This window comes from Vibrio crassostreae, assembly GCF_024347415.1.
GTDB lineage: Bacteria > Pseudomonadota > Gammaproteobacteria > Enterobacterales > Vibrionaceae > Vibrio > Vibrio crassostreae.
Map to the genome: position 1 here is coordinate 1,533,582 of NZ_AP025476.1, position 14,704 is coordinate 1,548,285.

Here is a 14,704-nt window from a genome sequence, read left to right on the forward strand (position 1 = left end):
CGTTACTTACTAAAAAACTGCTCTCTGAAATCGGTGACTTGCTGCTGATAGTAACTGTCCCAATCTTGCTGAGTCCAAGTGGCATAACTTGAGGTTCGCTGAGAGTCTAAGGTCGCTTTGAGTTGCTCAAGTTGCTCGTGATAACTCATCACCGTCTGCTGTTGTTGCTCCACTTGTTGTTCACGCGCGGCGATATTATCGGCTTGTTCTGCATCTAGATATGTCTCTTGAAGTTCAGCCTTAATAGTCGCCAGCTCGGCAGAACTGTAGTTGTTTGGCAGCAGCGAGACAGCAAGCTCGTATTGTTGAGCCGGAGTTTCGGCGTTTATCGTTCCCGTTGTACCTTCCCATTCCGAGAGCAAAGCTTGATAGTGTGAGACAAACTCAGTCGCTACGACTTCCTCAAATGTGTTTGTGCTAAGCGTAAAATCCAAATGCGCAAATTGATCGGCAAATAACTGGTTGGCTAACTCTCCCCAAATCTCTTGTGCAGCCTGCTTAAACAGTTCAACACGTGCTTCCAAAGAGTCGATGGATTCGAGTGGTATTGTGCTTTCTCTTACTTGCCAATCGGCCGAGAGCTTTGGGTAATTACTTAATAGCTCAAACCATTCCATCGGTAACTCAGATTTCAACTGTGCGAGTTGTTCAGTGCAATTTCCTGTTTGTTGGCAAAGCGTCCAAAACTCATTGAGTTCATCGAATAGAGCTTTACCTTCAAGTTCGCTTAAGTTTTTAACATGCGTTTCTCCGCCCGATGATTCTGCTTCGGCTTGTTTGTTCTGCGATGCTGCATTTTCCGAACGGGCGGTTGCAGTTGGCGTGGAATTGTCGTCAGCAGTTGTCGTAGAAACCCGTTGTTTTGCTTCTGTGTGTTGAGCAGAAGATAGCGGTGTTTCAGTGGATTTTGATGACCAAGAATAGCCAATAATGCCCGTCGTTAAGACGAGCATTAGGATTAAGATGACTCGATGCATTATGGGTTCACCGAGTTACTTAATGAGGGCGCTAACAGGGAAGTGGTCTGAAAGGTTGTAGTGCTTCCATAACTCACTGCTTGTTGATCTTGGGACATCCACACGATTGTCGTTATGAGCTTTAGCAGCATACTCTGAACTCACCACTACATAATCGAGATACTCAACATTCTCGCCACCCGACATAGGTTCGCCTGCAAAGTTGTTGATGCGAGGGTCAAAAGTAGACGCGGTGTAACCTGAATATTGTGGCTCTTCAGCTTGCAGGTTAGCGAACATCTCTTGGTAGTCGCCTGGGAACTTCAGCTTGTTCACGTTGAAATCGCCGCTGTAAATCACCGTTTCTGAGGTTGGTATATTCAGTGATTGAGCAAGTTCACGCATCTGTCTAAATTGACGCTGACGATAGTCACGCGCTGTGTCCGTATCGAATGATGCGGTGTGAGTGCCAAACACATGGTAAGCCTGACCATTCTTGATGACCTCGGCGTAATTCACGCCCTTATCAGCGAAACAATCTGTGCCTGTACAATCAGGGAACACGTATTGCGCTTCGTTGACGATAGGGTAGCGGCTGACAATGATCACGCCGCCGTCATAGATGTTAATCCCGTCTTTATCGAGCATTTTGGTCTGATAAGGATACTCTTTTGCAAGTTCACGCAAGAATTCATCTCTGCCGTTAGCAAACACCTCTTGTAGCGCCAACACGTCATAGCCCTTTACGTATTGAGGGATCAGGTCATAGCGGTCACCAATATGCGAAGCGATGGCAGGCAGCGCCCAGATGTTATAAGTCATGACTTTGAGTGTATTGGCATCTGGCTCTGGTTGCTCATCCACTTTTGGTGGAGTGATGGTGTAATAAATATCATCGTAGCGCGCCGTAGAATCGGCTTTAAGTGCTAGCTCTGCATTGACCCCGAATGCATCGGTTGTGCTGCGATGAATATTACGATCGTCATGCAACGTTAAGTTGACGTCTGCGGCACTCAAGCCATGTTGCAGTGTCGAGTTGTACCAATGTCCCTTCATGGTTTGGTTGAGCGTGACACTCTCACCCACAGCGTTCGATACCACAGTGTCAAACTCATAGGTCTTCCCAGATTTCACACCAGTCCAGCGATTGAAACTGATCAGCTTCTTCGTCTCCCAAGGGCCAATCTGTTCAACATGTTGCTGCCACTCATCACCGAATTGAAGCTGGTCGGTACCCGTGTGATTGGTTTGAATCGTCATTACTTGGCTAGTGTTATTGGTCAGGTACACATCGGTGTCTGCAATAGCCGAGGTTGAAATGAATGAAGCTGATGCAAGTATTGCACTCAGGCAAGTCCATTGAGTTTTCATTTTCACGTTATCCTTACTGATTGGTTTAAAGAATAACGTAGTAAAGAGTTGTGACATTGGAGTTATAGCTCTATGGGAATTATCCAAATATTAGATATATGCCATGGTTTTATAAATTAGATTACTCATTGAAAATTAACATATTGCTTTGCCTGAATGATAAGTGATACGCGCGCACGCTAAAAAATAGAGGAACGATTTGGGTTTGAGGGTAAGTCACTATTGGTTGTTTTCGTGGAAATCATAGGTCGGTAAATAACCAGAAATGGATGCTGTGAATCACGATAAGGGAAAACGCTAACCGCCTTGCTCTATCAGCATAAATTTTGCCATTGTTCAGTAAACAGATTCCTCAAAAACAGGTATGATAGTGTCGTTTTTAATCCTGAACTGGGAAAGTCATGGCAAAGTTAACACTCCAAGAGCAAATGCTTAAAGCTGGCTTGGTAAATGAGAAAAAATTAAAGAAGGCGAAGAAAGGCTCTAAAAAGTCTCGCGTTCAGTCTCGTGAAGCAAAAGCGGCAGCTGAAGAAACTAAACTGGCGCAGCAAGCGAAAGACAAAGAGCTAAACCAACAGCTCAAAGAACAGCAATTGAGCAAAGAAATTAAAGCTCAAGTGAAGCAACTGATTGAGATGAACAAGCTCGAACAGAAGAACGGTGAGATCAAATACAACTTCACCGACGGTACGCTAGTTAAATACCTTTACGTAGAAGAGCTGACTCAAAAGCAACTAAGTAAAGGTATCTTAAGTATTGCGCGTCAGGGCGAAAGCTATGTGGTTATTCCAACAGCAGTAGCGAACAAGATTGCTATGCGCGACGAAGAATCTATCGTTGATACGCAGGCAGGTAGCACAGATGAAATCGACGAAGATGACCCGTACAAAGACTTCGTGATCCCAGATGATCTAATGTGGTAATGGTTAACTAATTACTTCTGGATCCGCTGTACTTTATGGCGTAGAAAGATCATAAAAGGCCCTGATGGTACTACCATCAGGGCCTTTTAATTTTAGCCGACATGTCAGTGTGCTTACGCTCTTTAATTGAGATGTGCTTTAAACTTTCTCACGTATTAAGCGTTAATCAGCAATAATCTCGGCAATATCTAACGCTGAATCTTGTGGGTAGTCTTTGAGCTGATGATATTCAATATGAGATTGCTCATACCCGTCAAAATAGCAGTCACCGATTTCGTTACGTGGACAAATGTGTACATCATCTCGTGAGATGAGCTCTGTTGAGCAACATGGACAGTATTTCATAGCTCCTCCTGTTAGGGGTCTCTGTCTTTAGCCGGCTTCATTAACTCAAACTTTTGTGTCGTTGTGATTGCACTTTTAAGTCAGCGTTGACCAATTCAAAAACGTGATGATTAGACGCGTGCTAGCAATTATTGAGTCAGACAAGGAACTTAAAGCTTGACCCAACTAGTGTTGAACAGGATTAATCATCAGCTGAGCCTCTTGGTACCCAAGTTGTGCTAAAGCTTCTGGGTCGAAGTCAGTCACGACCTCAATCTCACCTGCGTGGTAGGTTGTGTGGTCACCAAGCGTTGCTATAACATCAAATGAGTCCACAGGGTGCTGTTCTCCAATATCGATCATGCCTGAATATTGAGACTCAGCGCTAAACTGGCCCGTTATGTGAGTGTAGAAGGGACGAACACTTGCTCCCGCGGCATATTGCATGCTGCTTAAGCCATTCGCGTTAATCGCCCAACTCCAATCCCACCATTTCATCTCACCAGGAATATAACGGTGATCCCATTGATAGCGAATGTTCGCTTGTTCTTCGCTGTTAGCACCCATGGTGAAGGTGTGTGAGATTGTTGGACGGTTTGTTGGGTGCGAACTTAGTGCATTGCCGCTATAGCGTAAGAAGCCGGTGAAGTTGACGTCGTAACTCATGTTCGCTTTGATGCGGTACGGATAAGAGATACTTGAGCGATAAAACTCGACTCTAAAAGGTAATACAGAATTAGCTGGCACTGTGATGATGGCTTGTCGCTCTGTTGGTTCAGAGCGAGAACCATTGTTGGTGTCAGAGAAACGTTGGTCTTGTTCAAGCACTACGGTTACATCTGTTTTCCCAACCTGAGGCCAAGTAAAGTTCTCGTTGATCACTACTGATTCTGAGAGGTCAAAGCTGTTGGTTTTACGCCACTGGGTAGATTGCTCAAAATGAAGGTCAACGATGATCTGCTTTGGTTCATCGTCGTCATTAATCGCGTAAGCCGACACTGTATTAATCAGCGCTTGTTCTGGTTCGCTAACCTCACCATGAGAAAATGCCGTGCTATCAAGTGTGTAAGAGAAGTTATCGACCGTGATTGTTGTCTTTTCGTCACAGCGTTCACCAGAGCATGAACCATCGCTGTTACCCTTTATCTCCCAACCATCGTTAAGCTGTTTGATCCCCATATCTTGGCCGACGTAGCGTCCATTGTCGCCGCCAACCCAAGCGTAACCAAGGTTGTGTGCTAAGTAACTTAATGGGCGAATAAAGCTCGCATTATCGCTGACTAAGGCTCGTTGAACCTCAACGTTGTTGTGCTCTTCAATGGCTTGTTCCTGATAGTAAGGCAAACCTGCGTCTGGGCGGTTGGGATAACACCATGTGTCGTCACTGTCTTGGTCTCGTTTAATGAGGCCGTGATAGCCTGAGCCCATGATTACCCAATCATCTTGAAGGCCTGCTATATCCCACACGTTCATGCGAGAGATAAGCGCTGTTTTGTGTTCTTGTGCTTCGGTATGAGTTAGTGGGCGATAGTCGGAGCGACACACATCTTCCCCAAGTTTGTCCAAGACAATTTGGTCTGAGTATATTTTTGAATGAGCCGTCAAAGGTATTAACGATAGGGCAGTGCTAAATAGAATGGTTTTACTGACGTTGAGCATGAATTAATTCCTAGGTGCCATTATTTGGCTATTGTTTTTAGATGCGATTTATATGTGTTTTTATGAGTGTTTTTTACAGCCGAGGGACTCTAGCGGGGTGTACTCTGTCATATAAAACAAAGCCAAAAGTACTGAAATGAATTGAAAATAAATACTTATAGATATCAGAGGGTTGTACTGATCAACTTGTCGTTTGATAAAGACTTATCTTGATTGATTTCAAATACTTTCAGCCATCCAATTAATGGGCGGTTAATTGTTGAACGTTTGTGTTTCTGTAACTTTGTTATTTAGGAAATGGATTTGGAAAAATAAGTCAGCAAGATTGATTAGAAAGAATTATTGCTTACGGATTGGGGAGTGGAGACGTAAGCCTAAATAAGAAAGAATATTGTGATAGGTAGGATCAAAAAAGCAGCAAACAACCTTTCGATTATTGCTGCTTTTTGTGTGTATCGAGCGAATTAACTTAATTGGACGCGATTAAGCATCCCCAGGCTTTTCCCGTTTGCTGTTCCAACCTATAAGGTTGTAGATGTTGTAACGAGCAAACCCGATTTGTTCGTGCAGAGCAAAGTCTGTTACCGCAAAGTTATACCACAGTGGCAGCCATGAAATTTGAGCCGCCATGTAATCGGCTCTTACTGGAATCACGTTCAATCCAAAGTGGTTGAAGTAAAGTTCACTACGGCGAATGTGTAGGCCAGATGAAACCAGCACAATGTTGTCGAATTGGTGATGTTTCATCAGGTCGCTGGTCAGTTGCGCATTTTTCCAAGTGTTCACGCTGTTCGGCTCTTGGATAAGGTCTCCCATTGGAACGCCAAGCCTAAGCAGTTGTTGCTCGTAAATTTCAGCCTCTGTGACACCATTGTTCTGAGCGTCACCACCACTGATGATCACTTTGCATGCAGTTTGCGTTTTTGCACAGTCTTTATATTGGCTTGCCGTTTCACTGATTCGGCCATAAGAGAAAAAAGCGGGTTCGAACTCTTGTGTACTTTTAATTAGCTGCGTTCCTGCACCCAAAAGAACAATTGCATTATTATCCGACCACTGGATCTCAGGCTTACTTTCGTAATTCGCTTGCAGGTCGTCTAATAAATAGCTAGGGATAAAACCTGAACCAATCAACACAAATGACGATATAAGAACAAGAGACAAAAAGGTGGAAGTTGCTCGCCATTGAAGTAAGCGTGTTATCAAAACGAAGAGTAGAAGAAGTAAAAGTATAATAAAGCTCATGGTGATCCCGTTACCGAACTGGTGTCAATTTGATGCAGCATATTGAGGTGTTGCATCATATATCAATCATGATGATGCTTCATAGTTAACTCATTGTATTATTGAACAAATGCACGATTTATTGCGATTAAATACGATCACTAATCGGAGCACGAGTAAAAGCGCTTTATTATTGTCCAATAACCCCTATTAAAATATAGGTATATAAACTGAGGGGATTATTTTAACCCTATTTCGTGTTATTTAATTTAGTTACTTTCGCTTGCCTTAAATCACTAACTCATCATTTATCGACTCAAATTTTCAAAGTAATTCTGAACAAACTTAATAAACACTTGATGCTTTTTAGCAGGGTAGATGACTTGTGGATAGAACAGATAAATACTGTTCCCTTGTTGTAAGCACTCGTCAGGTAATACTCGCTCTAACTCGCCACGTTCAACTTCTTTGTCAACGTAATAACTTGCGATACGAATAATACCGCTTCCTACCATGGCTTGTTGCTTGAGTAAGTGATTGTCATTGCTTGAGAGCCAGCCTGACACATCGATATTCGCCGATTTTAAAGGCCACTCGGTTTGATGCAGTGTCGCTAAACATTGATGGTTGCTTAAATCACTCACGCTGGTGGGGCGACCAAATTGATTAAGATAGCTGGGAGTTGCAACCAAATCGTGTTGGTAGGTAATCAATCGTTTCGCGATCATGTTGTCTGGCGGGGTATTAGTGGCACGAAAGGCGATATCGATATCATCTTGGTTGAGATTAAAGTTGGTGTAACTACTATTAATCTCAAAGCGAACCTCAGGGTATTGCTGTCTAAACTGCTGGCAGATATCGAACAAGAACACCTCTGTAAACATCTTGGGTGCCGTAAGGCGTAAAGTGCCTTTTACGATGTCGTGCTGCTCCGAAACACTGCGCTCAAGCTGCAATACTTGCGAGCGAATGGTTAAGCCTTGCTGTAGGGCACGTTCGCCTTCTTGGGTTAGTCGAACACTGCGCGTGGTTCTTACAAGAAGAGGGCACTGCAAGTCGCTTTCTAGTCGTTTGATTTGCTCTGAAAGGTAGCTCTTGGATATACCAAGCTTTTCCGCTGCCTTGGTAAAGTTAAGTTGTTGAGCAAGTTCTACAAATAGGATCAATCGTTCTATTCTTTTGTGCTCGTTCATTCGCGTATTCCTTCAAAGCTGCCTATTTATATTGTTCGCTATACCAAACAATCATTTCGTAACTAGCATATTCTGTTTTTTTAAAAGAACAATATGATAGAGGCATATTTATTGGCATCAAACCTTCTAAGCGAGAGCAGGTATGACGAACAGCATTGATTCAACAAACAAGAACGATAATCAAAAGAACATCCCACTATCAAACCATCTAGAGGGTGTTGGGCAAATCGCCTATGGATGTATGGGGCTTGGAGGTGGCTGGAACGACAACCCGGTAACGGCGTCTGATGTAGCTCAAACACGTAGCGTAATCGACACAGCACTTGAGTCGGGAATCAACCTGTTTGACCATGCTGATATTTATACCTTCAGTAAGGCAGAGCAAGCTTTTGGTCAAGCATTACAGCAAGCCCCCGAACTGCGTGACCAGATGTTCATTCAATCCAAGTGTGGTATTCGCTTTGAAGGTGAGGGCAACGTTGGCCGTTATGATTTTTCGGCAAATTGGGTAAGCCAATCGGTAGAAGGCATTCTGAACCGTTTAAATGCAGAAAAGCTCGACGTGTTGCTTTTGCATCGTCCTGATCCGTTGATGGAGTTGGATGAACTGGCAAGAACGCTTGAGAACCTGAAAGCTCAAGGCAAGGTGGATTTCTTTGGTGTATCTAACATGAACAGTCACCAAATCCAGTATCTACAGTCGGCGCTCGGTCAGCCTATTGTCGCGAACCAAATTGAAATGAGCTTGGCAAAGCTTGATTGGCTTAATGATGGCGTGATGATTAACTCGCAAGGGCATCATCAATCTGATTTTGCTGCAGGCACGCTTGAACATTGCCAAATGAAGGGCATTCAATTGCAAGCTTGGGGCTGCTTGGCACAAGGTCGTTTTGCAGAGCAAGGGCTGTATTCAGAACAAGAGGACGTGAAAAAGACCGCGCATTATGTCGCGCAGTTAGCGAATCAATATGGCGTAGAAAGTGAAGCGATTGTGTTGGCGTTTTTACTTCGTCATTCAGCAGGTATTCAGCCTGTCATCGGCACTACGAATCTAAATCGAATCAAGGCGTCTGCGGTTGCGACTCAGATTAATCTCACTCGTGAAGAGTGGTACAACTTATACGTGTACTCACGTGGTCAGGCGTTGCCATAGGGGATGAACATGTTGAATCAAAAAATCGTACAGCAACTCGTGTACAGCGCACTCGACATTGCAGGGCACAACGACCAGGCCATCGCGGTGAGTGTATGTGATACACATGGTGAACTGCTAGCGTTCTCCCGAATGGACAACGTCAGCGTTCAAGCGGGTTTGTTGGCTCAGAATAAGGCTTATACCTCTGCTAGAGACAGACAACCGAGTGGTAACTTGGGCGCTTGGGCAAGAGAAACAGGCAAAGACCTCAGTTACTGGACCGATTCAAAGATCACTGGCTTCAAAGGTGGTGTTCCAATTGAACATCAAGGGCAGGTGATTGGCGCTATTGGTATCAGCGGATTGAGTGAAGACGACGATGAAGCATTAGCTGAGAAAGTAATTCGATTGGTGCTTTAAGTACCACTGTTTACAAAGTGGCTCTGACATAAGACAGACAATAAAAAACCGATGCACATGCATCGGTTTTTTTGTTGGTCGAGCTGTTCGATTCAGAATTAAGCGTTTGCTTGTTCCAAATCTTGTTGCTTGTCTTTCTTACCTAATAGGCGACTTGTGATTGTACCGGCTGTCATCGCACCAGATACGTTAAGCGCTGTACGAGCCATATCGATAAGTGGTTCGATAGAGATAAGCAGTGCTGCAATCGTTACTGGAAGGCCCATAGCTGGCAGTACGATAAGTGCTGCGAACGTTGCACCGCCACCCACACCTGCGATACCAAAAGAGCTAACCGTGATAATTGCAATTAGAGACAGAATGAAGTTAATGTCCATTGGGTCGATACCAACCGTAGGTGCAACCATAACTGCTAGCATTGCAGGGTAGATACCCGCACAGCCGTTTTGACCAATTGTCGCGCCGAAAGAGGCTGATAGGTTAGCAATTGCTGGTGGCACGTTTAGCTTCGTGATTTGAGCTTCAACGTTCAGTGGAATCGTTGCTGCAGAACTACGCGAAGTGAAAGCGAACGTTAGAACAGGCCAGATTTTTTGGAAGTATTCTTTCGGGTTTACACCAACAAAAGAAACCAACACACCGTGAACAACGAACATCAATAGAATTGCAACGTAAGACGCTACGATGAAACCGAGTAGGCTTAAGATGTCAGAAGCGCTTGATGTTGCAACTACTTTCGCCATTAATGCTGCGATGCCGTATGGCGTTAGTGCCATGATCATCTTAACTAAGCGCATCACGATAGATTGAGCCGCTTCAACGAACGTACGAATTGGAGATTCTAGCTCTTCTTTCTCTGCCATTACTTTGCGTGCAGCAATACCCGTTAGCACACCAAAGATAACAACCGCGATGATAGACGTAGAGCGAGCGCCCGTTAGGTCTGCAAATGGGTTGGTTGGAATGAAGCTAACCAGCATCTGCGGAATTGTTAGGTCTGAAACGCTGCCAATGCGGCTTTCTAGCGTTGCGATACGTGCTGTTTCGCGAGCACCTTCTGTTAAACCTTCAGCAGATAGGCCGAACGCTTGAGTCACAATAATACCGACAATCGCAGAAATCGCTGTGGTTGCTAGCAATACAGAGATTGTGATGCCAGAGATTTTGCCCAGTGAGCCGCCTTTTTCAAGCTTCACTACCGCAGCAATCATTGAAATCAATACTAATGGCATGATCACCATTTTCAGTAGGCCAACGTAACCACGACCAACAATGTTTACCCAGTCTAGCGTTTCTTTAATAACAGGGTTGCCTTCACCAAATAGCAGCTGAAGACCTAGGCCGAAAGCACTACCAAAAACTAAACCTAATAGAACTAAGCGCGATAACGTGTTTTCTTTTTTCTGCTGTCCGTAGAGAAAGAAGAGGATACCAGTGAATACCGCTAAGGCAGCGATAGCTGAAAATGTCATTTGTTTTCCTTATGAATTTCTTTGGATCGATAGGGCGCTTAGATATATGGGCGCAAATACTGTTAGCTACAGTAGCGACCTGTAACAAAACGTAAAATAAGGAAAAGTAATTAAATAGAACGATAGGTAATATCCACTGAATGGAATGAGTGGATATCCAACATTGTGGTGAATAGATGAGCTTTTTAGCGATATTTTGCCAATAAATTAAGCATGTCGCTTGACGAGTAAATTTCGATATTTTGGAAATTATTTTCGAACAATCGAAACAACATGGCTTGTGCGACGTCTTTCGACTGAATCGGGCGCAGGTTTTTGAACTTGCCGAACATAAATGGTGACAGCAGAGGAAAGATGCTCTGTAGCAGTTTTTCATCGACTCTTGGTTCTTCTCGTTCACCCACCAGTGGCCCGGGGCGTGCGATGAAAAGTTGCTTGAAGCCAATACGTTTTAAGTTTTGCTCCATTTGCCCCTTGCAACGAAGGTAGTGCGAATAGGAATCTGGTGAAGCGCCATAGCTAGAAACGACCGCGACGCGTTGAACCCCAAGAAATTTCATCGACTGAGCGACTTGGCTAACCAGCTCCACATCGATTTTGCGCAGTGCTTCTTTTGATCCTGCCTTTTTCTTAGTCGTACCTAAGCAGATAACGCCAAGATTTGGCGTGGCTTGGGTATCGTCCCAACTGGTGACTTGCAGGTCGCTGTGAATAAGCGTGTGGAGCTTGTTGGAGTCAAACTGTGAATTTAGTGCTCTTCGAGATAGGGCATAGATATGATCGACGGCAGGTTCGTCGGTGAGCAGTTTCATCACATGTTGGCCAATTAGCCCAGTAGCACCAGCCACAACGACCGATGTTTTGTCTCCAGAAATGCTCATCCTAACCCCTTACTCGCTTCACAAGTGCTTGTTTAATATAAACAGTGTTTGAATTTTAAGCGAATAAAAGTTTGATAAATGAGGGGCGAATGCTGAGTGGCTAATGACGTATTTAATATAGAAGGGATCTGAATCCGGTATTGGTTGAGTCTCAAACATAACAAAGCCCGCTGGGCGACGGGCTTTGTTACTTGCTTTGCTGCTTACTAGGTGAAGGACAGTGGGATTTTCCTTACCTTTTTGCTGGTTTTCTTACTTGATTTATTTGGCTTTCTTTTACTTGAGTTCGGAATCATTACACCTCCCAAATCGCTGTTCTGTTGAGTATTTCTATCGCTTGTGTTTCTTTGTGTAGCGTCAGTGTTGTGGGAATTCACTGTATGGGTACTTATCAATGGAGAGATTAACAAGTGCTTAAGATAAAGCATAAACGATGCCAAAATGTAAGTTATTGATAAATCTGTTATCAGAATTGTTGGCGTTATAGGGTTCGTCAATTTGATTGTCAATTTGAGAAAAAACCAACGTGATCTGTCTAAATTAAGAACACTCTCTGCGGTTTCTAGTACTTAGCCATAGATACGACTCTTCTTAACACGTAAACTGAGTCGTAATTCACATAGACCAAGGACGTGCTATGAACTTCAAGCTTGATACTCTTGCTCCCACTCAGATTTATCACCTGATGACACAAACCGTTGTTCCTCGCCCTATTGCGTGGGCATTGACGGAATCTTCTGACCAAGAGTACAACCTAGCGCCTTTCTCTTATTTCACACCCGTTTCCAGCAATCCACCGCTACTGATGTTGTCGGTCGGGAAGAAGCCATCGGGCGAAATCAAAGATACCACACGTAACGCCCTTGAAACGGGTAAGCTGGTGATCCATATCGCGTCTTCAAGTTCTGCAGAAATAATGACGGCAACAGCTGCCACTCTCGATCATGGTGATTCTGAAGTAACCGCGAATAATATTGAGCTGGTTGAATTTGAGGGCTTTTCTTTACCGAGAGTTAAAGAGTGCGCCGTGGCTTTTGGCTGCACATTGTATGAAGTTAAAGAAGTCGGTGAAGTACCGCAATGCCTTATCTTTGCTCAAGTTGAACAGGTGTATATCTCTGGAGGTGTGATCGATAAAGAGAGCGAGCGCTTGAAGATTGATGCACTAGCACTTGATCCTTTATCTCGACTGGGCGGCGGTGAATACGCGACGCTTTCTAATGTGTTCTCTGTAGCACGCCCTAAATAGCTTTCCTAACTAAACCGTACCCAGAATAAGCGTTTATAAAAACTATGTTAGATACCCAATACTCGCAGTACATCCAACACCGTATTGACCAAAAAACCAAGCCACATGGCGCGCTTGGCTTACTAGAAAAAGTCGCGCATCAACTGGCATTGATTCAGAGCCAAGGCAAACAAGCTGCGGTTGAACACATCGAATTGAATACGCCAAGTATCATTATATTTGCTGGCGACCATGGCATAGCAGATGAAGGTGTGAGTATTGCTCCAAGCGCGGTAACACAGCAGATGGTGTTGAACTTCTTAAACGGCGGAGCGGCGATTAACTGTTTTTGTGCTGTGAACCACATCGATATTACGGTTGTAGATACTGGGATTTTGTTACCAGTCGAATCTGATAGCCCAATGCTGATCTCTCAGCGTTTAGGTACGCGAACCAATAACTTTGCCAATGAAGCGGCAATGAGTTTAGAAACGGTGGAACGTGGGATTGACCTAGGTAGCGAGCTTGTATCTAGAACCATTTCTAATGGCACCAATATCATCATGTTTGGTGAAATGGGCATCGGAAATACCAGCAGCGCATCAGCGATCTTAAGTGCATTAGCGAATCGTGCTGCAGCGGAGTGTGTTGGCCTAGGAACAGGCATCAACAATGAACAGCTTGCACGTAAAGTGGCTGTGGTTGAGCAAGGTGTTGCGCGTTGCAAAGGTTTAGATGCGACTGAAGTTAAAGATATTAAAGAGGTACTAGCACAAGTCGGCGGTTATGAAATCGTTCAAATGGTCGGTGGTTTCCTTGGTGCTTACCAAAACAGAACACCAGTATTAGTCGATGGCTTTATCGTGTCGGTTGCGGCGTATGTCGCGACCTTAATTGAACCGAACTGCCGTGACTATATGATCTTTGCACATCGCTCTGAAGAGTCAGGGCACAAAATTCTGTTAGAGCTGCTAAGAGCTGAGCCTCTGCTCGATCTTGGATTGAGATTGGGCGAGGGCACTGGTGCAGCTCTGGCGATGCCAATTATTCGTGCGGCAGCCGAGTTTTATAACAACATGGCGAGCTTCGAAAGCGCTGGAGTCACGGTTTAATGAGTGATACTCCAGAAGGATCGTTGAAAGATCGAGTCACTTATCAATGGGAGCTGTTTGCGCTGGCGATGGGTTTCTTTTCTCGATTGCCAATGCCAAAGAACACGCCTTATTCAACAGAGCGAATGAATCGTTCTGGTCGCTACTTTTCAACGGTTGGTTTGTTACTTGGTGTGTTGTGTGGCGGTGTGTTCTTGTTGCTTAATACGGTATTACCGAGTTCGATTGCCATCTTCTTGATGATGAGTTTCAGCTTAATGCTCACCGGCGCTTTCCATGAAGACGGCTTGACTGACATGGCGGATGGCATCGGTGGCGGTATGACACTTGAACGCCGCTTGAACATCATGAAAGACAGCCGAATTGGTACATATGGTGCGTCTGCGCTGATCATGGCATTGCTTGGTAAGTGGGTTCTGCTGCAAGAGCTCGTCAGCTTGACTGGGGTGTTTATGGTCATCGTGACGAGCTACACCTTTAGCCGAGCGATCGCAGCATCGCTGATTTACGACATGCCTTATGTCAGTGATTTGGACACGAGCAAGAGTAAGCCATTGGCCAACAAGCAAACTAAAGGTGAACTTGTCTTTTTATTGTTTGTGGGCGTACTGCCTAGCCTGTGGTTTGGTCTTGAATTCGCAATGGTTTTATCGGTCGTCGCCTATCTGTTCAGAGCAGGTTTCAAAAAGTGGTTAACGGCTCGAATCGGTGGCTTTACTGGCGACTGCTTGGGGGCAGCACAGCAGTTGATGGAGTTATTGATTTACCTGGTATTCATTACTGCATTTTACAATGGCTTTCTATAA

General features: G+C 44.5%; 14 protein-coding genes. 6 read left to right on the forward strand and 8 right to left on the reverse strand.

The window, feature by feature from the left end:
* Positions 1 to 2: 2 nt before the first annotated feature.
* On the reverse strand, positions 3 to 953 hold the full coding sequence (locus OC193_RS06985) for a hypothetical protein (protein WP_048664911.1): 951 nt from the start codon (positions 951 to 953) through the stop codon (positions 3 to 5).
* A gap of 39 nt (positions 954 to 992) precedes the next feature.
* On the reverse strand, positions 993 to 2,327 hold the full coding sequence (locus OC193_RS06990; protein ID WP_048664867.1) for a sphingomyelin phosphodiesterase: 1,335 nt from the start codon (positions 2,325 to 2,327) through the stop codon (positions 993 to 995).
* A 401-nt stretch (positions 2,328 to 2,728) separates the two neighbouring features.
* Here OC193_RS06990 and OC193_RS06995 point away from each other — a divergent pair, with 401 nt between their 5' ends.
* Positions 2,729 to 3,250, forward strand: coding sequence for a DUF2058 domain-containing protein (locus OC193_RS06995; RefSeq protein WP_048664868.1), 522 nt, complete (start codon positions 2,729 to 2,731; stop codon positions 3,248 to 3,250).
* 162 nt (positions 3,251 to 3,412) lie between these two features.
* Here the strand turns inward: OC193_RS06995 and OC193_RS07000 are convergent, their stop codons facing one another.
* The 4 genes from OC193_RS07000 to OC193_RS07015 form a co-directional block, all read right to left on the reverse strand.
* A complete protein-coding gene (locus OC193_RS07000) occupies positions 3,413 to 3,595 on the reverse strand; it encodes a hypothetical protein (protein WP_048658513.1) in 183 nt (60 codons plus the stop codon).
* A 165-nt stretch (positions 3,596 to 3,760) separates the two neighbouring features.
* Positions 3,761 to 5,233, reverse strand: coding sequence for an aerolysin family beta-barrel pore-forming toxin (locus OC193_RS07005; RefSeq protein ID WP_048658514.1), 1,473 nt, complete (start codon positions 5,231 to 5,233; stop codon positions 3,761 to 3,763).
* Positions 5,234 to 5,716: 483 nt separating this feature from the next.
* Entirely contained in the window at positions 5,717 to 6,478 is a 762-nt protein-coding gene (locus OC193_RS07010; protein WP_048664869.1) for a YdcF family protein, read from the reverse strand.
* Positions 6,479 to 6,765: 287 nt separating this feature from the next.
* Positions 6,766 to 7,650, reverse strand: coding sequence for a LysR family transcriptional regulator (locus OC193_RS07015; RefSeq protein ID WP_048664870.1), 885 nt, complete (start codon positions 7,648 to 7,650; stop codon positions 6,766 to 6,768).
* 142 nt (positions 7,651 to 7,792) lie between these two features.
* Between OC193_RS07015 and OC193_RS07020 the strand changes: the two genes are divergently transcribed.
* Both OC193_RS07020 and OC193_RS07025 read left to right on the forward strand, forming a co-directional pair.
* Positions 7,793 to 8,803, forward strand: a complete 1,011-nt coding sequence (locus OC193_RS07020; protein ID WP_048664871.1) for an aldo/keto reductase — start codon at positions 7,793 to 7,795, stop codon at positions 8,801 to 8,803.
* A gap of 9 nt (positions 8,804 to 8,812) precedes the next feature.
* On the forward strand, positions 8,813 to 9,205 hold the full coding sequence (locus OC193_RS07025; RefSeq protein ID WP_048664872.1) for a GlcG/HbpS family heme-binding protein: 393 nt from the start codon (positions 8,813 to 8,815) through the stop codon (positions 9,203 to 9,205).
* A gap of 98 nt (positions 9,206 to 9,303) precedes the next feature.
* Here the strand turns inward: OC193_RS07025 and OC193_RS07030 are convergent, their stop codons facing one another.
* Together OC193_RS07030 and OC193_RS07035 are read right to left on the reverse strand one after the other, a co-directional pair.
* Entirely contained in the window at positions 9,304 to 10,677 is a 1,374-nt protein-coding gene (locus OC193_RS07030) for an L-cystine transporter (protein ID WP_048664873.1), read from the reverse strand.
* A 185-nt stretch (positions 10,678 to 10,862) separates the two neighbouring features.
* The gene (locus tag OC193_RS07035) at positions 10,863 to 11,558 is read right to left on the reverse strand and encodes an NAD-dependent epimerase/dehydratase family protein (protein ID WP_048664874.1); all 696 of its coding nucleotides are present in this window, start codon (positions 11,556 to 11,558) and stop codon (positions 10,863 to 10,865) included.
* A gap of 637 nt (positions 11,559 to 12,195) precedes the next feature.
* Between OC193_RS07035 and OC193_RS07040 the strand changes: the two genes are divergently transcribed.
* From OC193_RS07040 to OC193_RS07050, 3 genes are read left to right on the forward strand one after another with little or no spacing between them, the layout of a single operon-like run.
* Positions 12,196 to 12,807, forward strand: a complete 612-nt coding sequence (locus tag OC193_RS07040; protein WP_048664875.1) for a flavin reductase family protein — start codon at positions 12,196 to 12,198, stop codon at positions 12,805 to 12,807.
* 44 nt (positions 12,808 to 12,851) lie between these two features.
* The gene (gene cobT / locus OC193_RS07045; protein ID WP_048658524.1) at positions 12,852 to 13,898 is read left to right on the forward strand and encodes a nicotinate-nucleotide--dimethylbenzimidazole phosphoribosyltransferase; all 1,047 of its coding nucleotides are present in this window, start codon (positions 12,852 to 12,854) and stop codon (positions 13,896 to 13,898) included.
* On the forward strand, positions 13,898 to 14,704 hold the full coding sequence (locus OC193_RS07050) for an adenosylcobinamide-GDP ribazoletransferase (protein ID WP_048658525.1): 807 nt from the start codon (positions 13,898 to 13,900) through the stop codon (positions 14,702 to 14,704). The genes cobT and OC193_RS07050 overlap by 1 nt, the downstream gene beginning before the upstream one ends.